Origin of the sequence: Aquimarina litoralis (genome assembly GCF_019295435.1) — a bacterium.
In the GTDB taxonomy this organism is placed as follows: Bacteria; Bacteroidota; Bacteroidia; order Flavobacteriales; family Flavobacteriaceae; genus Aquimarina; species Aquimarina litoralis_A.
Genome location: NZ_WEKL01000114.1, coordinates 48,781 through 71,523, shown reverse-complemented (window position 1 = coordinate 71,523; position 22,743 = coordinate 48,781). Strand labels below are relative to the sequence as shown.

At 32.8% G+C, this 22,743-nt stretch carries 14 protein-coding genes; 10 read left to right on the top strand and 4 right to left on the bottom strand.

What is annotated here, in order from left to right; translation table 11 throughout:
- Both GBO31_RS26860 and GBO31_RS26855 read left to right on the top strand, forming a co-directional pair.
- Window positions 1–313 (top strand): T9SS type A sorting domain-containing protein (locus GBO31_RS26860; protein ID WP_219011728.1); only part of this gene is annotated, 313 nt, incomplete at its 5' end.
- A gap of 117 nt (window positions 314–430) precedes the next feature.
- Window positions 431–1,045, top strand: coding sequence for a pyridoxamine 5'-phosphate oxidase family protein (locus tag GBO31_RS26855; protein WP_219011727.1), 615 nt, complete (start codon window positions 431–433; stop codon window positions 1,043–1,045).
- A 30-nt stretch (window positions 1,046–1,075) separates the two neighbouring features.
- On the opposite strand, the gene GBO31_RS26850 is transcribed toward GBO31_RS26855, so the two are convergent.
- A complete protein-coding gene (locus GBO31_RS26850) occupies window positions 1,076–3,811 on the bottom strand; it encodes a carboxypeptidase regulatory-like domain-containing protein (protein ID WP_219011726.1) in 2,736 nt (911 codons plus the stop codon).
- Window positions 3,812–3,844: 33 nt separating this feature from the next.
- On the bottom strand, window positions 3,845–4,678 hold the full coding sequence (locus GBO31_RS26845) for a GLPGLI family protein (protein WP_219011725.1): 834 nt from the start codon (window positions 4,676–4,678) through the stop codon (window positions 3,845–3,847).
- Between the two features lie 360 nt (window positions 4,679–5,038).
- Here GBO31_RS26845 and GBO31_RS26840 point away from each other — a divergent pair, with 360 nt between their 5' ends.
- The gene (locus tag GBO31_RS26840; protein WP_219011724.1) at window positions 5,039–7,204 is read left to right on the top strand and encodes a T9SS type A sorting domain-containing protein; all 2,166 of its coding nucleotides are present in this window, start codon (window positions 5,039–5,041) and stop codon (window positions 7,202–7,204) included.
- A 333-nt stretch (window positions 7,205–7,537) separates the two neighbouring features.
- Here the strand turns inward: GBO31_RS26840 and GBO31_RS26835 are convergent, their stop codons facing one another.
- Window positions 7,538–8,881, bottom strand: coding sequence for a sensor histidine kinase (locus GBO31_RS26835; RefSeq protein WP_219011723.1), 1,344 nt, complete (start codon window positions 8,879–8,881; stop codon window positions 7,538–7,540).
- Window positions 8,871–10,220 carry a sigma-54-dependent transcriptional regulator gene (locus GBO31_RS26830; protein WP_219011722.1) on the bottom strand — a complete coding sequence of 450 codons (1,350 nt, stop codon included), beginning with the start codon at window positions 10,218–10,220 and terminating at the stop codon, window positions 8,871–8,873. Before GBO31_RS26830 ends, GBO31_RS26835 begins: the two co-directional genes overlap by 11 nt.
- Before the next feature lie 207 nt (window positions 10,221–10,427).
- Here GBO31_RS26830 and GBO31_RS26825 point away from each other — a divergent pair, with 207 nt between their 5' ends.
- From GBO31_RS26825 to GBO31_RS26795, 7 genes are all read left to right on the top strand, one after another.
- On the top strand, window positions 10,428–11,678 hold the full coding sequence (locus tag GBO31_RS26825) for an efflux RND transporter periplasmic adaptor subunit (protein ID WP_219011721.1): 1,251 nt from the start codon (window positions 10,428–10,430) through the stop codon (window positions 11,676–11,678).
- A 29-nt stretch (window positions 11,679–11,707) separates the two neighbouring features.
- The gene (locus GBO31_RS26820) at window positions 11,708–12,385 is read left to right on the top strand and encodes an ABC transporter ATP-binding protein (protein WP_219011720.1); all 678 of its coding nucleotides are present in this window, start codon (window positions 11,708–11,710) and stop codon (window positions 12,383–12,385) included.
- A gap of 50 nt (window positions 12,386–12,435) precedes the next feature.
- Window positions 12,436–12,918 (top strand): nuclear transport factor 2 family protein, encoded by a 483-nt coding sequence (locus tag GBO31_RS26815; protein WP_246616004.1) that lies wholly within the window; start codon window positions 12,436–12,438, stop codon window positions 12,916–12,918.
- 22 nt (window positions 12,919–12,940) lie between these two features.
- Entirely contained in the window at window positions 12,941–15,346 is a 2,406-nt protein-coding gene (locus GBO31_RS26810; RefSeq protein WP_219011719.1) for an ABC transporter permease, read from the top strand.
- A gap of 44 nt (window positions 15,347–15,390) precedes the next feature.
- On the top strand, window positions 15,391–17,775 hold the full coding sequence (locus GBO31_RS26805; RefSeq protein ID WP_219011718.1) for an ABC transporter permease: 2,385 nt from the start codon (window positions 15,391–15,393) through the stop codon (window positions 17,773–17,775).
- 55 nt (window positions 17,776–17,830) lie between these two features.
- On the top strand, window positions 17,831–20,278 hold the full coding sequence (locus GBO31_RS26800) for an ABC transporter permease (RefSeq protein ID WP_219011717.1): 2,448 nt from the start codon (window positions 17,831–17,833) through the stop codon (window positions 20,276–20,278).
- 28 nt (window positions 20,279–20,306) lie between these two features.
- Window positions 20,307–22,733 carry an ABC transporter permease gene (locus tag GBO31_RS26795; RefSeq protein WP_219011716.1) on the top strand — a complete coding sequence of 809 codons (2,427 nt, stop codon included), beginning with the start codon at window positions 20,307–20,309 and terminating at the stop codon, window positions 22,731–22,733.
- The last annotated feature ends 10 nt before the right edge of the window (window positions 22,734–22,743 follow it).

The following is a 22,743-nucleotide window of genomic DNA, read 5'->3' as shown; positions in this document are numbered from 1 at the left end:
GCTATGGGATGCGTCTAGTAGTCATCAAAATCTACAATGGATTATCACTCCAATTAGCGAAACTAAAGCACCAGATCCTTCTGAAAATAAAACTATCATTGCTTATCCTAACCCAATAGCAGATAAATTTACAATAGAAGATGTAGAAAACTCCATAATTCGCATATATGATATAAATGGAAAAATTGTTTTCACTACATATATTTCTAATGCCCAAGAAATAATAGATATAAGTTCCTTTGCTCAAGGAATCTATTATCTTAAAATAATCGACAAACAAGAAAATCTAATTCTAAAACTCATAAAATTATAAACTTGTAAGAGATTAAATAAGGGTGTACTAAAAGGTCATTTTTAGCTAAAATTATCTTCAAAAATTGAAAGTTTTTATAGCTTAGAGAGACTATCTATTCATATTAAAACCAGTATTATGAGTAAAAGTTTCATTAGCGATATTGCATTCAGTCCAGAAGTCAAAAAACGCCAGGAAGAAATGGGATCTCGAAAGACCTACCAAAAAATGGCAGAGAAAAGAGATTGGCAAGATACTATAACCGAAGGTTTGCAATCATTTCTGGCACTAAGGGATTCTTTTTATATGGCCTCAGCAAATAATGATGGGCAACCATATATTCAACACCGAGGTGGACCTAAAGGATTTCTGAAGGTTTTAGACGAGAAACATTTAGCTTTTGCAGATTATTCTGGGAATAGACAATATATTTCTGTAGGTAATTTTGATGTAAATAATAAAGTGCATCTCTTCTTAATGGACTATCCAAACAGAATGCGTATAAAAATTTGGGGTGAAATTGTTCTAAATACAAATGAAGATTTGTCTCTTTTTGAAAAAATTACTGATAAAGATTATGCTGCCAAGGTAGAACGAATTATTAAAATTAAAGTTAATGCTTGGGATGTAAATTGCCCTCAGCATATTGAACAACGATTTACCATAGAAGAATTTCAACCAAGAATTAAGCGATTAGAAGATAAAATTGAAAAATTAGAGAAAGAATTAAAAGAGTTTCAAAATAAAAAGTAACCTTTTACTCTGTATGAATATTTAAAAACCTTATAATACATAACGAACTCTAAACGTAATAAATCTCGGAAGGATAAAAGTTTCTGTGGAAGATACAAACAGGTTATTAGCACTGTTATTTACTCTGGATTGAACATCAAGTATATTAGTTGCTCTAAGTTCATATTCCCATTTAGCATCTTTATCTTTTCTGTAAGATAAGGAAGCATTCCATGTATCAAATGATTGAGAATCACCACCTGATCTTCGCTGTCTAGTATAGGTGTAATCAGTAACAAAGGTTAATGATTTCCAGATATACGCATCAAAATCTATGGAAGGTGCGTCCCTATAAAAAGTGGTTTTATTGGATCCTTGAGTATTGGTCGTGACGCTATAATTATATCGTATACTAATGTTCGGTGCTTTTTTAAAATTAGTTCGTATTGCTGGAGTATAACTTTGTGTAAACCCTTCATTTACCGAACGCCTATCTTGAATAAACTGATTGATTTTATTATAATTATAATTTACATTAAGTGTAGCTCTTAGCTTACCAAATGTACGTTGAATACGTCCAAAGGCAGAAAGGTTCTCATCCGCAAAACTAGAATTAAAAAAAGTACTTGTTGTTATTACGTTTTCAAAATTAGTTAAACCACGGATTTGATCTATATTTTTTGAATATGCCAATCTTGCAAAGATATTCGTGTAATTGAAGAGGTTAAAACTCGAATAAAACAAACTTAGATTATGAGACAACGCATTTTGTAATTCTGGCTCTCCAAATTGAATGCTATTGAAATTATTTAGCACTAATCCTTGTGCTAATCGAGTAACATCGGTAAACTGATTTCTCATATCATATCGAAACGTAAGGCTTTCATTTTTCTTAAACTGAATTCGAGTTTCGAAATCTGGTAATACTCTAAAAAAGTTTTCTTCAAAACGCTCTCCAAATTGTGTGTTTTTATTTCCATAGGAATGCATCGATACTCCAGGTGTGATAATAAACTTACCGGTTTTAAAACGATAATGTGCACCTAGATATACATCACTAAACGTATATTCTGTATCATTAGTAGCACGACCATTATTAAAGGTAGGAATAGGATCAAATACTGTATTCGTATCTAAAAATTGAAATAATCTGGAATCAAACTGTTGTTGACTAAAAATAGATCCTAAAGTAATATTCAGATTACTTTTTGCATTGATAATATAAAAATAGTCAAGTTTCGCATCTAACTGATTGGATTTAATTCTTCTATTTTGGCCTAAGTTATAATTCTGAAGACTGGTATCTAAACCCAAAGCTTCTGCAGTATTATCAAATGGATCACTAGCGTCTGGATCAGCATTATTAGTTGGATCATTAAGAAGTTGTGCATTATAAAAAGGATCTTCATCCCTTATAAGATGTTCTGCTTCTAAAGCGAAAATACTTTTTTCATTCAATGTGTAATAGTATTTCAAGCTTTGATTGATACTATAAGGTGTATTTTCTTCACTTTCTGTAGTAGTTCCTAAAACTGATGAAGTAAAATTTTGATTTTGTACATCTTTAGATATTCTCCCTAAAATATCGTAATCTATCTGATTGTTCACATTAGGTTTATAAGATGCGCTTAATTTAAGTAAGCCTTGATCTGATTTTTCCTGATTATTCTGTTCAGTGGATTCATCTGGGATACCTAAATCGACATCTGTATATTGATTAAAACTTAATTGCCTTGATGAAAGGTCACTTACATTAAAAATTGCAAATCCACTGATATCTAAAAGTTTATTTGGCGAATAGCTAAAATTAGCTGCTCCTAATTTATTTTCAATTTCAGTAGCATTGTTCTGACTTGTTAGAAATCCTAGGTCATTATTTCCTAAATCTATACTCGTTCCACTACTTCTACTCGGAGCTCTAAATCCTCCTCCAAAACCTCTGATATCTCTTCGAGATAATGCAACGTCTCCAGTATTATTAAAATCTCCRATAAAGTTGATACTATATTTAGGACTGTAATAAAACAATTTGGGTTGCACTAAATAAAGTCCTTCATCGGTAGATGCTCCTCCTCCAACGGTTACGTTACCAAACCAAAAACTCTCTTTTCCTTCTTTAAGTTTGATATTTAAAGCAACATTGTCTTGATTATTTGTAACTCCTCTTAACTGGCCTACTTCAGCGTAGTTTCTTAAGACTTGTATTTTATCAACTGCTTTAGAGGGAATATTTTTAGTAGCCACCTTAGTATCTCCATCGAAAAAATCTTTTCCATTGACCATCAATTTATTCACTACTTTTCCTTCAACTTCTACCTGTCCTTCTTCATTGATTTCTACTCCAGGTAAATTTTCTAATACATCCTCGAGCTTGCGTTCGGTTCCAGTATTAAAAGAGTCTGCATTGTAAATTAACGTATCACCTTTAACTGTTACGGGCATTTCGTAAGTAATCTGAACTTCATCCAGTGAATTACCCATTTTTAAAACAATATTTTTGATAATATCTTCTTCACCAACGGAAATGATCTCTTCATAATTTTCCATTCCCACATAACTGGCAGTAATTTTAAACTTAGTATTTTTTGTTAATTCTAATTTATATTTCCCATTAGCATCAGTGGTACCATACGCTTGTAAAATATTTGTTTCCTGATTAAAAGCAACGATATTCGCAAGTTCTAATGGATTACCAAGGCTATCTTTTACGGTTCCCTGAAGTTGAATTTGACATAAGGCGTTATATACCGTCAAGCAGCAAAATATAAGTGTAAAAAAAAGTCTCATGAATTTATATCAGTAAGGATCTAACAATTACTATTATCTTCCCGTTCTTCCAGGTCTTTGTCTACCTCTATTATTACGCATCTCCTGCATTTTGCCAGTAATGATCTCCTTGTATTCCTTTTTGGTAACAACTTTTCCTTTTGTAGCTGCTTTAATTGTTGATTTTTCCTCAGGATTCATCACTACTTTAAAGCAAAGCATTGTAGTTTTACCGACATTGACTTCTAGAATTAAGCCTGGTAATCCCCAATATTCAGATGGTCCCGAACTTACCGGTATATTTAGAGTATACCATGCTGTTACTTCGGTCATATTAACTTCTTCAGAATTCTCTTTATTGTTTGCAGCTCTTAATTCACTCCAAGAAAAATCATACCATGTAAGATCTGCGGTAGGTATATTCGCTGTTGCTTTATAGCAGGTATAACCACCAATTTGTTTTGTTTCGGCTCCCATTTTCCATTCGATGGATTGTAACTTATCTTTTACCAGAAAATTTTTTCCATAAAACTCTTGTTTTTGTACAAGCTCATTGGTTTTTATATTTTTATATTGTTCTCCTGGTGAGAAATTTTTACCCCAAGTATCTGTGGCTCCAGAAAGTACATCCACATCCAATTTTTCATCTTCCTTAAAAGTAGATGCTGCTTTATCAAAAGTTAGCACATATGTCTTTTCTAATCGATTCTTTAAACGGGCTGCTACCTGTTTCTTTTGTGCTTCACTAAGCCTTGCTCCCCACCTTCCCAACTCCATTGTAGATTTCGAGTAGTAGTATGCTTTACCTTGAAAATCTTGAGCTAATAGATTAAAAGAGAAGAAGATAAAAAAGAGAAATAGTAAGTAATTATTTGTAAAAGTTTTCATCCTGGATTAGTTTTGTTTAACGAATATATATAATTGTTAAACAAATAAAACAAGCTTTATTAAAACATTAACTAACAATATTGAATTTTATAATATAAATGTAGAAACGTAAGGTTAAGTAAAAACGAATGATGCTTATGAAATATGAAATACTAAACCTGGGCAAAATTAAAAAATCGAACCTGTTTTGAAGAAGGATTTGTAAAGGGCTTGTATAGGTTTTGAGGGAGATGTAGAATGGTTAAAATACATTCTGTAAAATTATTATTTGCCAAGCAAAATGTTTGCTGCTTGATAATAAAGTCTCCTAATTTTTATCAATACACTATATTTTTATAAATTGGATAAAAATAATTCCAAATGGAAAAACACTACACTTTTAAATGGAAAAAAATTGTTACTCTGTTTATGATTCTATTTTCCTGGGTTTCTACTCAGGCGCATGACTATTGTAGTCCTATAGCTAGAATTTATAATGCGTCGGCAGAAGTAAATAATTTAGATCATATTTCTTCCAATCCTATTTGCAGTAGTACTTCAGTGGCTTTAAGTACTCCTGCCCTTACTTCTCCTCCTTCCAATTTCTCTACTGCTAATGATATTTTTGTAGATTTTATATTACCCTTAGATGCAATGCCAGGAAGCGTAATGTTAACATTTATAGGTTCAATGACAGTCGTTGTCACCTTTGATAACACCTTTGAAAATGCAGGACAACACAGTACAACTCTTGATGGTTCTAATATCATAAACAGTCCTTCTGTTGCATCTAGTAGTTCTTCTTTTTTGCCAGATGGCATCTATTCTGTCCAAATAGGGTATTTAGATACAACAGGGAATGCTTTTCTTAGTGATATCAATACTAATATTACTTATGATTCCGTTACATTACCTCCAGTACTTATCAGTCCTTTGGATAATGCTTCGACGACACCAGGTAGTTCTCTAATAGACTTACAATTTACACTTCCTGAACAACCATTTGCAGGAACTGTTAAAGTAACATTTACTGATGCCAGTAATAATGATACTGTTTTACTACTATCGGATGCAACTTCCTTTAATGCAAACATTGACGGGTTAAATTTTGCATCAACTCCAGAAATTCTTGCCGCTAGCTCAAACAGTTTAGCAGATGGTATTTACGATATAACCCTAGAATATCAAGATTCCCTTGGTAATCCAGCAGCTACGGATACAGCTACAGGATTCTCATTTGGCGATGTTGTTACTTTACCTCCAGTACTTATCAGTCCTGTGGATAACGCTTCAACTACGCCACCAGGTAGTTCTCTAATAGACTTACAATTTACACTTCCTGAAACACCGCTTGCAGGAACAGTTAAAGTAACATTTACTGATGCAAGTAATAATGATACTGTTCTAACTTTTTCTGACATAACTTCTTTTAATGGAACCATTGACGGATTAAATTTTGCATCAACTCCGGAAATTATTATCGCTAGTTCAAACAGTTTAGTAGATGGTATTTACGATATAACCCTAGAATATCAAGATTCCCTTGGTAATCCAATAGCTACCGATACAGCTACAGGATTCTCCTTTGGAGATGTTGTTACTTTACCTCCAGTACTTATCAGTCCTTCGGATAATGCTTCAACGACATCGAGTAGTTCCCTAATTGACTTACAATTTACAATTCCAGAAACACCGCTTACGGGGACAGTTAAAGTAACATTTACCGATGCAAGTAATAATGATACTGTTCTAACTTTTTCTGACATAACTTCTTTCAGCGGAAACATTGATGGGTTAAATTTTGCATCAACTCCAGAAATTATTACAGCTAGCTCAAACAGTTTAGCAGATGGTATTTACGATATAACCCTGGAATATCAAGATTCCCTTGGTAATCCAGTAGCTACGGATACAGCTACAGGATTCTCATTTGGCGATGTTATTACTTTACCGCCAGTACTTATCAGTCCTGTCGATAACTCTTCAACGACACCAGGTAGTTCTCTAATAGACTTACAATTTACTCTTCCTGAAACATCACTTGCAGGAACAGTTAAAGTAACATTTACTGATGCAAGTAATAATGATACTGTTCTAACTTTTTCTGACATAACTTCTTTTAGCGGAAATATTGACGGCTTAAATTTTGCATCTACTCCAGAAATTATTACAGCTAGCTCAAACAGTTTAGCAGATGGTATTTACGATATAACTCTAGAATATCAAGACTCCCTTGGTAACCCAATAGCTACCGATACAGCTACGGGGTTCTCCTTTGACACCACTACTTTATCCACTAACACATTTCAATATAATAATTTCGCTATTTTTCCAAACCCTACTTCCTCAAAAATAGTTATCAGTACAAAAGAAAATATAAAAAACATTTCACTTATTTCCAGTCTAGGATCACAATTCCATGTCAAAATAGAACATACCATTAATGAAAAATATTCTGTAGATATGAGTAATTTAAGTAATGGATTGTACTTTATGGTTATAGAAACTGAATCAACATATTATACCGAGAGAATAATCAAAAAATAAATATAATTTGTATTTAATTAAAAAGCAGAATGGTTAAGACACGTTCTGAAACAAGGTGCATAAAAACATAGCTGCTAAGTGTTCAATTTAAAGATTGATACTTTCTCATAAACAACGTTAAATATTAATTTGGCTTTTAAAAAGAACGAAACTAAAAACAAAATATATAAAAATTCCGCTCTGCCTTAACCCGAAAAGTTAGTGTCCTTTTAAACGCTACTTCTCATATACAGAACGATATCTTTAATAAAAATATTTAACAAAAAGTATAACTAATAACCTCGACTATTGAAGAAAATCATAAGGTATTAGAACAAAAATTTAGTGTTTCGTTTAAAACACCAAACTAAATACGGTTCCTTCATCCTCTTTACTATTTACAAGGATTTTTCCTTTGTGTAACAACATAATTTGCTTGCATAAACTAAGACCTATACCACTTCCGGTAGATTTACTAGTAAAAAATGGAATAAAAATACTCTCCATAATATCCTGTGGAATTCCAGCTCCATTATCATAAACCTTAATAACAATATCTCTATTAGGTTTTTGTTCTGCAATCACTCGAATTTGTGGATGTTCGCGATGTTTACAAGCATCAACGGCATTTACGATCAGGTTAATTAATACCTGTTCTATCAGAGAGCTATCAATATTCAACTCTAGTTTAGGTGGAGTTATTTTAAAATCTATATGGATATTCTTCACATCCAATGAAGGTTGCATCAACAATTTTATGGTATCAAAAAGCTCTGAAACTTTCTTCTTTTCAAGATTCAAATGAGTGACTTTATTCAAACTACGATACGTTCTTGCAAACTTTAATAAACCTTCACTCCTATTCTGGATTGTTTTAATACCTGCATGAATATCCTCTAATTCTAAAGGATATTCTTCTGGATTATCTAACGTTAATTGCAAATGTGTTTGTAAGGTATCTGCCAAAGAAGAAATTGGAGCAATGGAGTTCATGATTTCATGTGTCATTACACTCAATAACTTTTTCCAGGCTTCAGATTCATTTCGATTTAAGGTATCATCGATATTTTGCAATACAATCAATTTAAATGGATCATCTTTTACCTGAAAGACTGTGTCCGAAATCAATACTTTTATTTTCTCATTTTGTACGGCAATAGAGATCGAATTTGGTTCTCGATGATACGTTTCAAAAATTGCATCATACAATTCAGGCTTTCTTCCTTCTACAAAACGAATATTTTTAAAAGAAGGAAAATCTAATGTCTCCCTAAATGAATCATTAGACCATAAGACATCACCTGTATCTAAATTATAAGCAATAATACCTATATCTACCATTTCTAGTATTTTTTGTAGATATACATATTGTGCTTCATTTTTGGAATTTATTTCCTTAATTGTTCGGTTTACTTCATTGAAACCTCTATATAAAAATCTAATATCCTTCGGACCTCTATCTTCTGGAAACCAACGTGAAAAATCCCTATACTTAACTGCTTCAAAAAAATCGTCCATTACCATAAAACGACGCTTAACAAAAGTGTATGTCGTATAGGCAAAATATATAATCACAAAACTTAATAAGGTAGCGACACTAGTATATTCATCATATATAGCATAAACCAACCCTAGTATGAGCCCTACTAGAATTAAGATTCTAAAGAACAGTCTGGTAATGTAACCGTTATAATTCATACTTATCTAACCTTCGATATAACGCTGCTCTTGTGATTCCTAATTCTTTAGCGGATTTAGAAACATTACCTTTATTTTTTTCAAGGACCGTAAGAATTGCATTTTTTTCAATACTATCCAAATTCATTGTAGTTGATGTAGCTGTTTTGCTAGTTTGTCTTTCTATGGAAGAAAAAACTAAATCCTCAGGTTTTAAAACATTTCCATCAGTCATTATAACCGCTCTTTCCAAAACATATTGTAACTCTCTTACATTACCCGGAAAATCATGTTTTTTTAGTTTAGATATAAATCCAGTATCTAACGTAAACTGACTCTTGTTATATTTTTCGGCATATACCCCAATAAAATGTTTTGCTAATAGCGTAATATCAGTTCCTCTATCTCTTAAGGGTGGCATCATAATATCTACCGTATTTATACGGTAAATTAAATCTTTTCTAAACTTTTGTTCATTGGCAAGCACATCAGGCTCTAGATTAGTAGCACAAATCAATCGAATATCTATCGGTATTTCTTGATTAGATCCCAAAGGAGTTACCAGTCTGTTCTGTAATACAGTTAATAAACGTACCTGTTGCCCTAATGTGATATTTCCGATTTCATCTAAAAACAACGTACCTCCATTTGCCGCTTCAAATCGTCCAGTTCTATCTTCTTTAGCATCTGTAAAAGCTCCTTTTTTATATCCGAATAATTCACTTTCAAAAAGAGAAGATGTTAGCGCTCCAACATCTACTTTTACAAAAGGTTTATCTTTTCTATTAGAATTATCATGTAAAGCTCTAGCTATTAAATCTTTCCCAGTACCATTTTCCCCTAAAATTAGCACATTTGCATCTGTAGGCGCAACTTTTTTAAGCTTTAGGAAAACATCCTTTATAGCATCACTTTCACCAATTATTGTATTGGTGGAAATAGTTTGTGGATTTTTATTTGTAGCATTTGATTTTCGTGCCTTTAAGAGTGTGCTAATGGTATTTATTATTTTTTCATTTTTCCAAGGTTTTACCAGAAAATCCGAAGCTCCTTCCTTTAAGGCTCTAATTGCCAAATCTATATCTGCATATGCTGTAATTAGTACCACATCAGTCTGCGGTTTAAGCTTTTTGATCTTATTTAGCCAGAAAATACCCTCATTACCAGTATTCACAAGACCATTAAAATTCATATCCAAAATAATAAGGTCAAAGCTCTTTTTGTCAATTTGAGCACCAATATTACTTGGATTCTTTTCGATAACTACCTCTTTTACCAAAGGCTTTAATAAAAGACGTAATGCAGTTAATACGTCTACATCATCGTCTATAACTAAAATTGTAGCTTGCTTTAATATCATCGATACAATATTACAATATTATCCTAATCTCGTAAAAATTATAAAAACAAAAAATTTTGGGATTGTTAAATGTACTATTTCCGAACATAAAGTGTATCAAAACCGAACACTTTTATTTTTACAAAAAAACCTTAGACTCTGATAATCAGTTAATTATTTTTTTGGCATCATCTTGAATATGTAAAGATTGTAATTAAAAAACCAATCATGGACGTTCCAATTCAAAAAAAGAAATTTTCTAAATCACGTATAACGATGCTAATAGGTGGTTTACTTGTTTTAGCATTAATCATCTTTGTTTTCACTCAATCTATGGGTGGCTCTAAACTTAATGTTGAAAAGGAGCGTATCGCTATTAGTACTATTAAAAAAGATGTTTTTCAAGAAAACATCCCAGTAAATGGAATAGTCTTACCAATTACTACTATTTATCTAGATGCATTAGAAGGAGGAAGAGTTGAAGAAAAATATGTTGAAGATGGAGCAATCATGAAGAAAGGAGAGCCTATCTTACGATTATCTAATACTGATTTAGAACTAAGTCTTATCAATCAAGAAACATCAGTTTATAATCTACTTACCCAAATGCAAATTTCTCAAAATGCAGCTAGGCAAAATACGATTAATCGTCGTAATCAATTTACCGATGTAGAAAATAGTCTTATTGAAGCAAAACGTGTATATGAGTTAAACAAAAGACTATATGATAAAGGAGCTGTAGGACGACAAGAATATGAATCTTCTGAGAACAATTACAAATATCAGCAAGAACGAATGCAGTTAGCCAAACAAGTATTAAGTCAGGATTCTATCTCCACTAAATTAGAATTAAATCAGGCACAAAGTTCTTATACTAGAACGCAAAATGCCTTAGAATTAATGCGAAAAAAAGTTGGAGATCTTGTCGTACGTGCCCCTGTAGATGGCCAGTTGACTTCATTGGATGCCGAAATTGGACAATCTAAAAATAAAGGGGAGCGATTAGGTCAGATCGATGTACTTAGCGGTTTTAAAGTTCGTGTAGACATTGACGAACATTATATTTCGAGGATCTATAACGGTCAAAAAGGAACCTTCAGTTTTAATAATCAAGCATACACACTGGTAATCAAGAAAGTATTCACGCAAGTAAATAATGGACGTTTTCAGGTAGACATGCAATTTGAAGGTGATGTTCCAGAAGGAATTAGAAGAGGACAAAACCTACAAATCCGAGTAGCTCTTAGTGCAGAAAAACAAGCTCTTTTAATCCCAAAAGGAGGATTTTTCCAAAAAACCGGTGGAAACTGGGTGTATAAAATAAGTGAAAATGGAAACTCTGCTTATAAAGTAGCCATAAGCTTAGGAAGTCAAAATACCGAATATTATGAAATTATCGATGGATTACTTCCAGGAGATAAAGTAGTAACCTCTAGCTACGACAGTTTTGGAGATACTGAGGAATTAATTTTAAAGTAAAAGCAATCAATTAAAAAAAATCGAGCGAAATGATACAAATAACTGACTTAGAAAAGTTTTACAGAACTGAAGAAGTACAAACTATCGCATTAAACAAATTATCTTTTGAAGTAAAAGAAGGTGAGTTTGTAGCGATTATGGGTCCCTCTGGATGTGGTAAATCCACCTTATTAAATATCCTCGGATTACTGGATGATCCAGATGGAGGAAGTTTTAAATTTAATGGTGAAGAAGTTTCTGGTTACAATGAGCGTAAACGTTCTGATCTACGAAAGCACAATGTAGGATTTGTTTTTCAAAGTTTTAATTTAATAGACGAGTTGACTGTTTTTGAAAACGTAGAACTACCTCTCATTTATACTGGTGTAAAGCCTGCGGAACGTAAAAAACGCGTGGAAGAAGTGTTGGAAAAAATGCAAATCATGCACAGACGTAATCACTTTCCTCAGCAATTATCAGGTGGTCAACAACAAAGAGTAGCGGTTGCCAGAGCAGTTGTTAATAATCCTAAACTTATCCTTGCAGATGAGCCTACAGGAAATCTTGATAGTACTAATGGTAATGAAGTTATGGATTTATTAATAGAACTTAATGAAGGAGGAACTACCATTATTATGGTTACTCATAGTGAACATGACGCAAAATATAGCCATCGAATTATAAGAATGTTAGACGGACAAAAAGTTACCGAAAATGTATTAGTGTAAAGGTCATTCATCAAATCATCAAAAAACAAACAATTACTAATTATCAAAAAATGAAACTAATAATAGCATTGATCATATCAACATTTTTCTTCTCATTAAAAAGTGAAGCACAACAAAAAAGCACTGCTCAAATAAGAGAATATAATTGTGTAGATAAAGAACTGTACGATACTATTATTAAAATGGATAATGAGTTTTTTGATGCATACAATAATTGTGATTTAAAAAAACAGGCAGATATCTATAGTGATGATATCGAATTTTTTCATGATAAAGGTGGATTATCCACTTCTAAGGAAGCGATAATAAATAGTACGGAAAAAAATATCTGTGGAAAAGTAACAAGAACTTTAATAAAAGAAAGTGTAGAAGTCTACCCAATTAAAGACTATGGAGCCGTACAAATAGGTTTTCATAAATTCTATAATAACCAAGAGCCGGAAGCAGAATCAATCCCTGTAAAATTCATCCTTATATGGCATAATCAAAATGGTAAATGGAAAATTAAAAAAGTAGTTAGCCTACATTCATAAAATCATCAAAAAACGAGCAATCATGATTAAGAATTATTTTAAAATAGCGTGGAGAAACCTTTTAAAGAACAAGGTGTATTCTTTCATAAACATATCTGGCTTAGCGATCGGAATGGCAGCTACTATACTTATAGGGCTTTGGATATATGATGAGCTAAATCAGGACCGCCATTTCGAGAACTATGATACTATTGCTCAGGTATTTCAACACGAGTCTGCTAACGACATTGTCGATACAGGCCCTGCTATACCAAGACCTCTTGAATTTGCTTTAAGAGAAGAATACAACGATAATTTTAAGCATATCATCATGTCTTCCTGGGAACAGCCAAGATATATCCGTTATGGAAATACCAATATCAATAGACAAGGATATGCCATGCAAGAAGGAGCTCCAGAAATGCTAAACTTAGAAATCATCGCTGGTATTAGAGATGGTCTTAAAGAAAAAAATTCAATCATGTTATCCGAATCTTGTGCTGAAGCATTATTTGGGAAAGAGACAGCGCTAGAAAAAGTTGTTAAAATTAATAATCGTGATGATTTGGTAATCACTGCAGTGTTTAAAGATAATCCAGAAAGCACTTCGTTTAAAGATATGGATTATTTAGTGCCTTGGAAATACTACATCACCACACAGCCATGGCTGGAGAGAGCAAAAACTTCTTGGGGAAATAACTCCTTTCAAATGTTTGTACAGATTAACGATAATACAACAATGGAAAGTGTTACCGCTAAAATTATTGATGTAAAGAAAAATGCTTCTCCAGATGAAGCAGAATTTAATCCTCAGATATTTTTGCTTCCAATGAAAGATTGGTACTTGCGAAGTGACTTCGAGAATGGAGTTCAAACTGGTGGGCGTATTGAAAATGTTTGGTTATTTGGTATTATTGGGATATTCATTCTACTACTTGCTTGTATCAATTTCGTAAATCTAAGTACCGCTCGTTCCGAAAAAAGAGCAACAGAAGTAGGAATTAGAAAATCCATTGGTTCTCAACGAGGACAACTTATATTTCAATTTTTAAGCGAATCTTTCTTAATCGTTTTACTTTCATTCGTAGTGGCTATTTCCATTGTATTAATTAGTCTTAGTGGTTTTAATAACCTAGCCAGTAAAACCATTGTTTTTCCATGGGCAAATCCAATTTTCTGGATAATATCTATTTTATTTATCCTAGTTACTGCCTTTTTATCTGGAAGCTATCCTGCTTTGTATTTATCATCATTCAACCCAGTCAAAGTATTGAAAGGTACTTTTAAAGCTGGTCGTTTTGCAGCACTTCCAAGAAAAGTATTAGTGGTCACTCAGTTCACAGTATCTATAGCATTGATAATAGGTACTTTGATTGTTATGAATCAAATCCAGCATAGTAAAAATAGACCTACAGGATACAATAAAGAAGGATTGATTCAAATGCCTGTAATGAGCACCGAATTTATTGGAAAAGCTGATGTAATGAGGGATCAATTCATTGCTTCTGGTGGAGCTATTGAAATGGCAACTACCAGCAGTCCTACTACCGATGTTTGGTCTAATAGATCTGGCTATACTTGGGAAGGTAAACCCGTAGGTTTTCAGGAAGATCTAGCACATACAAGTGTTTCTTATGAATTTGTAGAAACGTTGGGAGCAAAAATTATCGAAGGAAGAGGTTTCTCCAGGGATTTTCCAACAGACTCTTTAGGTGTTATTCTGAATAAAACTGCTGTAGAATATATGGGAATTAAAGATCCAATTGGAAAACTAATAAGAGATTCTGATATTGACGATCCAACTCCTGAACCACCACTTAAAATCGTAGGTGTTATTGATGATATCATCATGCAATCTCCGTACACTCCAGTAAAACAATCGATGTATGTTTTTGATAGATATGGAAATGTATCCTTCTATAATTTAAGATTAAATCCCAAAAACAGTATTAGTGAAAACCTAAGATTTATCGAAAGAGTATTTAAAAAGAATTTCCCTAATGTGCCTTTTGATTACCAATTTATAGATCAGGAATATGCGAAAAAATTCCGAGCTGAAGAAAGAGTTGCTAGTCTCTCCAAAGTCTTTACAGTATTGGCTATTTTCATCAGCTTATTGGGATTATTTGGACTTGCTTCATTTGTAGCAGAGCAAAGAACTAAAGAAATAGGTATTCGCAAAATATTAGGTGCCTCAATTACACATTTATGGATGCAACTATCTAAGGATTTCATTACCTTAATTATTATCGCTCTTATTGTCGCAACACCATTAGCCTATTATTTTATGAGTCAATGGTTACAAAAGTTTCCGTATCGTATTAATATATCTTATTCCACATTCTTAATTGCAGGATTGGGTGCATTGCTCATCACAATCATTACAGTTAGTATTCAGGCAATACGAACTGCAACCACAAATCCTGCTAATTCATTAAGAACAGAATAAATCATCAACCTGTCCGCCTTAAGTGGATCAAAAAACGAACAGTAATGTTTAGAAATTATCTGAAAATATCGCTAAGAAACTTACAAAAAAACAAGACACTTTCTCTGTTAAACCTTATTGGTTTAAGCATAGGAATATCTAGTGTATTAACACTCTTGTTTTCGGTATACGCCTATTATAATGCTGATAGTCCAATACCAAATAAAGAGAACATTGTTTATACAAAAACGGTTTTAACAGACGGTAATGATTATAATGAAGTACCATACCCATTACTAGATCGCGTGTTAAATAGCTCTCCAGATGTTCTTGCAGGAACACATTTGCACAGTTGGAACAATATGTGGTTAGCATCCGATGGAAAGGATTTTCAAAATAATACAAGTTATGCTGATCCTGAGTTTTTTGAGGTATTCGATCTTCCTTTGAAGTATGGGAATAAAACAACAGCTTTAAAAGAAAAATATTCTATAGTACTTACAGATAAAGTAAGTAAACAAGTTTTTGGAGACATTAATCCCGTTGGTAAAACCATAGTTGGGGCAGATACACTCAACTTAAAAGTTACAGGAGTTTTTGAGCCTATTAGTCCTTATTCTTCCTTTAGATTTGAAGTTTTACTTCCTAATACGCTACTTGAAACAAATCCTTCTTTTATCGCTCAGAATACTTGGGGAAATAGTTTTTCTCCTACCTACTTCAAAGTGAGACCTAATAGTGATCTAACAAAACTTAAAAGTAGTATAACAGAATTGATTATTGGAAATCGCACAGATGGAAGTTCGATTGCAGAAATGAAGATAATACCATTCGCTGATATGAGAACAGATGCTATTCCTGTTGTCGATATTATTATCACAAGTTCCATTGCAGCAGCATTGTTTATTTTACTAATCATACTGGTTAACCTTCTGAATCTGAACGCTTCTACTATGCTAGGTCGTACCAAAACAATTGCTGTGAGAAAAGTACTAGGAAGTGATAAAAAAGGTCTCATTATTCAATATTGTATAGAAAATGGCATTCTGGTTTTTGTATCTATCCTTTTATCTATGTTACTTTTCTTAACTGTAAACTTGCCTAGATTTAATGATACATTTGGTCCAGAGTTTGGAAGAATTTCTTTTAATATACTTGAAGATTATCCAGTTATTCTAGGAATTATTTTGATTGGAATTTTTGCAACATTAGTAGTATCAATATTACCTAGTCTTCGCTTTGTAAAAATTCCTGTTACATTAGGTATTAAAGGAAAAATCCAACAGGTAAAAAGTAACTTTTTGTTACGCAACTCATTTATAATTCTTCAATTCACTATTGCTATTCTGTGTATAAGTGTTGCTATTATACTTAACCGACAGATTGGTTTTATGAAAAATGCGGATTTAGGTTTTGAGCGTTCTAATGTTTTAGTCGGGAATATAGATTTAGATTATAAAAATTTTGATGTCGCCCAATCTAAATTTAATGCACTTTTAAATGAATTAGAGTCCAATCCTTATGTAAATAGTATTTCGACAAGTCAGGCAGTACCATCAGAGTATTATTTTAACTATACTACCTATTATGATAAGGCAAATAATAGGGATGTACGAATCCGAAGGTCCTATGCAGATGATTCCTATTTTAAAACATTAGGTATTCCAATCACTAAGGGACGTAATTTTAACAAAAACCTAGATCAAGCTGACGAATATCCCGTCATTATAAATGAAGCAGCCCTAAAAGCTTTTGGGTGGAAAACAATCGATGGAAAAACACTTGGTTCTAAAGGAGAAAATGTAATAAAACAACCTATAGTAGGTGTTGTAAAAGATTTTCATTATCAAGATTTACAAAATGCCATTGAACCTTTGGTTCATATTTATAGAGATCGCACAACATTAGATAAGCATAGGTTTTTAACGGTACGTGTGCAAGAAGGTCATGAAACTAGTATTGAGAAAATGATTACTACGGCTTTTGAGAGTATTCCATCAAGAAAAAGATATGTACAATCAAGATTAACGGATAAAGTTAGTGGTCAATACTTATTAATTGAAGGAATTCTACAGTCCGTAAGTATTACCGCAATTCTTGCAATTTTTATTTCCTGCTTAGGTCTTTTTGGACTCATTTCTTTTTCAGCAAAAAGAAGAGTAAAAGAAATTGGGGTTCGCAAAGTATTAGGTGCTGGAGTAACAAAGATAGTAATCTTGCTATCTAAAGATTATATCTATTTAGTAGGTATTGCAGCGCTTATTGCATTTCCAATTGCATGGTACGCGATGAATTCGTGGCTAGATGGTTTTGCCTATAGTATATCAATTAAGTGGTGGATGTTTGGTTTAGCAGCCCTTATTGCAGTATTCATTACTTCATTTACATTAGGACTAAGAGCCATTAAATCTGCTATCGCTAATCCAATAAAATCATTAAGAACGGAATAAAGCATCAACCTGTCCGCCTTAGGTGGATCAAAAAACGAACAGTAAAACCACAATCATGATTAGGAATTATTTTAAAATAGCGTGGAGAAACATCAAAAAACAAAAGATATTTTCTCTTATTAATGTGATTGGACTTACCATAGGCCTAAGTGTATCATTTCTTATCGGTCTTATGGTGTATTATGACTATACCTTTGACACTTTTCACAAAGACGGAGACCGGATCTATAGAGTCGTTTCAGATTTCAATAGTCCTGAAGGAATGTTTCACAATTCTGGTGTAACTGTGGCATTAGAGGATGCCATACAAAATAATTCTAATTTCGAAGTGGTGAGTGGTTTTTATATTGAAAGGCCCACAAATGTTGAAAACAAAGAAAATGATATTAAACTAAAATGGCCAAAGCATGTCATTTTTACGGATCCCGATTATTTCGACATTTTCGAATATAACTTTCTAGCAGGAAACAAAAATTCAGCTTTAGCAGATCCTAACAATGTGGTTCTAACAAAAAACAGAGCTGCCAACTATTTTCCAGACTTATTACCACACGAGATCGTAGGAAAAACATTAGTTTATAATGATTCTTTAAACGTCAAAGTTACCGCTATTGTAGAAAAATTTAAGGAACGTACAGATTTTATTTTTGAAGAGTTTATCTCTGGCCCTACCCTTTTAAAAACTCGGTTAAGAGGTAACTTTATCAATAAAAACTGGAATTCTACAGATTCTAATTCTCAACTGATTGTAAAGGTAAGTTCACAAGCCAATTTTGATAAAATTCAGGAAGAATTTAATGTCTTAGCTGATGAGCATTTAGATGAATATTCTCGTAATCATGGACAGTCAAGAAAATTTAAACTACAACCACTTAATGATATACATTTCAATAACAAATATGGAATTTTCGATTGGGAACAAGGTAGAGCTAGTAAGCCATTACTTCGAAACCTTGCATTAGTTGCCTTATTTCTTTTGTTGTTAGGTTGTATCAACTTTATCAACCTTAATACAGCCCAAGCTACTAGACGTGCAAAAGAAATTGGAATTAGAAAAACATTAGGAAGTTCCAGAAAACAATTAATAGGACAGTTCATGGGAGAAACGTTCTTACTAGTTGTTTTTTCCGCTTTATTATCATTGGTATTATCAAAATGGTTAATCAACCTTTTTTCAGACTTCATCGCAGAAGGTGTAGAATTTCAATTATTCAGTGATCCTATAATAATTATTAGCATTATAGTTTTATTAATAGTAATTACATTACTATCTGGTTTTTATCCTGCACTGATATTATCTAAGTTCAATACTATAACTGTATTAAAAAATAATTTAGCCGTTGGAGAAAGCAAAGTAGCGCTTAGAAAATTCCTTACCATTTTTCAGTTTACAATAGCACAAGTCTTTATCATAGGTACTTTGTTGGTAGGTAAACAAATTAATTTCTTATTAAATAAAGATATGGGGTTCAAAACGGATGCTGTGGTATCTGTTTACAGTCCAAGAGCCGAAAGACAACTTGATAAAAAAGAACAGTACCTTCAAAAATTAAAAAGCATTCCGCAGATTAAACAACTCAGTTTAGGAGGNGCTCCACCAGCCTCGTTCTCTTCTAATACCACGACTACAACTTATGACAATGGAGAACGTGAAATACAATCAGATTTACAGTTTATTTTTGGAGATATCGATTATCCAAAACTGTTTGAACTGGATTTACTTGCAGGAAGAGTACATAGAAATGATACGATCAAAGAATTAGTGATCAATGAAGCTGCAAGAAAAGTGTACGGGTTTCAAACACCAGAAGAAGCTATTGGTAAACTTATTGATTTTGGAGACTACAAAGCCCCGGTTGTTGGTGTGATGAGCGACTTCTATCAACGTTCATTAAAAACAGAAATTCGCCCAATGGCATTGAGAGGCGATTGGGACAGACCAACATTTAGTAGATTTCAAGCTATACATATCGCTTTCCACAATACAAATCCTGAAGATTTACAAGCTACTTTATCCAAAATTGAATCCGCCTATGGCGAAATATACACAGATAAAGAAGATTATCGAATAAATTTTATGGATGAAACAGTTGCTAAATTTTACAAAAGGGAACAGAAAGTTTCAAAGTTATTGAATTGGGCAACAGGATTATCCATCCTTATAAGTTGTTTAGGTCTTCTAGGACTAGTCATCTATACAACCAATAGAAGAACTAAAGAAATTGGAGTTCGCAAAGTTCTAGGAGCCTCATTATTACAAATCAATACTTTATTATGCAAAGAATTCATCATTCTGGTAGGAATCGCTTTTATAGTTGCATCTCCAATCGCATGGTACGGAACAAATTCTTGGCTACAAGATTTTGCTTATAGAACCAATATCAGTTTCTGGGTTTTCTTAATAAGTGGATTCTTAATGATGCTTTTTGCTTTACTGGTAATCGGGGTCAAGACCTTTCAGGCAGCTAGTGTTAATCCAGTAAATTCATTACGAACCGAATAAATCATCATCAATCAATAAACTAACAATCATGTTCAGAAATTATTTCAAAATAGCTTGGAGAAGTCTTCAAAAAAACAAATTACAAACGACTATCAATCTTCTTGGACTAACAATAGGAACTGTATGTTGTTTGAGCATCTTATTATATGTGTTTGCCCAGTTAGGTTATGATGATCATCATGAAGATGCAGAAGCTTTATATAGAGTAAGAACAATTATTGATGACCCTAGTTCTACACAATTCAATGCAGCATCTAGTGGACCGCCAATTGGTTTTGCAATGAAAGAAGACTTTCCTGAAGTTATTGAAGCGACTCGATTGGTTTATATGGGTGAAGGTACCGAAGAACTTATCAGAGCAGGTGATACTAATGAAGGGTTTTACGAGCCAAGAGGATATTTAGCAGATGCAACAGTGTTTAATATATTTACTTTCAAATTTTTAGAAGGAAATCCTGATACTGCCCTAGTTGAACCAAATACGGTAGTAATATCGGCTACATTAGCCCAAAAATTATTTGGTAATGTTCCGGCAATTAACAAAACAATTTTATCCGGTAGTGGAGAACAACAATTATCGTTAAAAGTTACTGGTGTTTTTGATGATAGTAATCCCGAAAAATCACACATAAATCCTAATTACCTCGTTACAATGAATACTCCTGGTCTTGGAGAATTTGTGAGAACTGTACAGAATTTTGCAACACAGAACTTCGTTTACACTTATGTAAAATTAAACACTGCTGACAACGCTTCAATAGTACAGGATAAACTTCCTGCATTTTTAGATGCGAGAGGTGCTAAAGATTTTGCTAAGTTAAATTTCACAAAACAGCTCTTTCTACAAAAAGTAAGTGATATACATCTACATTCTAAAGGAATATCTCGACAAATTGGTCCTATATCTGATATTAGTTATTTATATCTTTTAATCACATTGGCTTTATTTATTCAATTGGTAGCATGTATAAATTTCATTAATCTTAGTACAGCTAGAGCTAATAAGAGAGCTAAAGAAATTGGAGTTCGTAAAACCATTGGAGCAGATAAAAAATCACTTATTGGTCAGTTCCTGGGAGAATCTATCCTACTCTCCTTATTTGCAACGTTAATCAGCATTCCGGTAACTTCTATTCTTTTACCTGTAATCAATATGCTAACTCAAGGAAATGTTAGCTATATAGACATTTTAGATTGGAGAGTTTTATCAGCCTTACTGTTAGTAGGTGCTCTAACAGGTTTTATCGCCGGAATTTATCCTGCACTCATTTTATCATCCGTAAAACCAACACGTGTTTTAAAAGGATCTGTAGCATCTAATCCAAAAGGAACATTACTACGTAAAGGTTTGGTTGTTTTTCAATTCGTCATATCTATTGGATTAATCGCTACCGTATACATTATTACAGAACAAGTTCGATTTGTTCAAAATAAAGATATGGGATATGAAAGTGATAATCTTATTGCTGTACGTTTAGGAACTCAGGAAGCTTTTGCCCAATATCAAACTTTGAAAACCAATATGAGTACAGTTTCAGGCGTAAAGTCCGTTTCAGGATGTAATATTTTCCCATCTCAATTATTACGAAGTGATGTTGGTGCTTATTTACCAAACGGAGACCCTACAAAACCAAAACTAGTAAAAGTAAATGGTATACAAGCGGATTATCTACAAACAACAAAAACCAAACTATTAAGAGGTCGTGCTGTGAAAAGACAAGATACTTCTCAGGTTTTGGTTAATAAAGCTACTATAGATGCTTTTAATATAAAATTGGACGATGCAATTGGACAAAAAATTCTGTTCTCAACGGGTGGAGATGTTACTACAGTAGAAGTAGTTGGTGTCACAGAAGATTTTCATTTTGCAACCCTGAAAGAAGAAATTGAACCATTATTAATGTTTGTGGACACTACTCCAGAATGGTTATTAATAAAAACAGAAACTTCCAATTTTGAAACGATTCTAAGTCAACTAAAAATAGCCTGGAAAGAAGTCAATAAAACAACTCCTTTTGTCTATAATTTTGTAGATAAAGAAACGGAAAAATTAATTTCGGAAGAAAAACGTCTTGCTAATATTTCAGTTGCTTTTACCACTTTGGCAATATTAATAAGCTGTTTAGGATTATTTGGTTTGATTTCCTTTATGGCAGAACAAAAGAAAAAAGAAATTGGAATTCGAAAAGTTCTTGGAGCTAGTGTTAGTACTGTTATGAGAATGCTAACCAAAGACTTTTTCATCCTAATAACAATAGCTTTATTTATTGCCACTCCCTTAGCCTATTACATAATGGAGAATTGGCTACAAGACTATACATACAGAATATCAATAAGCTGGTGGATTTTTCTATTAGCAGGTGTTATCACAATGGCAATTACCTTTTTAACAGTAAGTATTGAAGCTCTAAAAGCTGCTACTGCCAATCCTGTAAACTCATTACGAACCGAATAAATCATCAATC

Excerpts from the sequence above, each read along its gene's own strand:
- GBO31_RS26845 (WP_219011725.1), bottom strand. The coding sequence starts at position 4,678 with ATGAAAACTTTTACAAATAATTACTTACTATTTCTCTTTTTTATCTTC.
- GBO31_RS26855 (WP_219011727.1), top strand. The coding sequence starts at position 431 with ATGAGTAAAAGTTTCATTAGCGATATTGCATTCAGTCCAGAAGTCAAA.
- GBO31_RS26810 (WP_219011719.1), top strand. The coding sequence starts at position 12,941 with ATGATTAAGAATTATTTTAAAATAGCGTGGAGAAACCTTTTAAAGAAC.
- GBO31_RS26825 (WP_219011721.1), top strand. The coding sequence starts at position 10,428 with ATGGACGTTCCAATTCAAAAAAAGAAATTTTCTAAATCACGTATAACG.
- GBO31_RS26830 (WP_219011722.1), bottom strand. The coding sequence starts at position 10,220 with ATGATATTAAAGCAAGCTACAATTTTAGTTATAGACGATGATGTAGAC.
- GBO31_RS26805 (WP_219011718.1), top strand. The coding sequence starts at position 15,391 with ATGTTTAGAAATTATCTGAAAATATCGCTAAGAAACTTACAAAAAAAC.
- GBO31_RS26840 (WP_219011724.1), top strand. The coding sequence starts at position 5,039 with ATGGAAAAACACTACACTTTTAAATGGAAAAAAATTGTTACTCTGTTT.
- GBO31_RS26820 (WP_219011720.1), top strand. The coding sequence starts at position 11,708 with ATGATACAAATAACTGACTTAGAAAAGTTTTACAGAACTGAAGAAGTA.
- GBO31_RS26815 (WP_246616004.1), top strand. The coding sequence starts at position 12,436 with ATGAAACTAATAATAGCATTGATCATATCAACATTTTTCTTCTCATTA.
- GBO31_RS26835 (WP_219011723.1), bottom strand. The coding sequence starts at position 8,881 with ATGAATTATAACGGTTACATTACCAGACTGTTCTTTAGAATCTTAATT.
- GBO31_RS26795 (WP_219011716.1), top strand. The coding sequence starts at position 20,307 with ATGTTCAGAAATTATTTCAAAATAGCTTGGAGAAGTCTTCAAAAAAAC.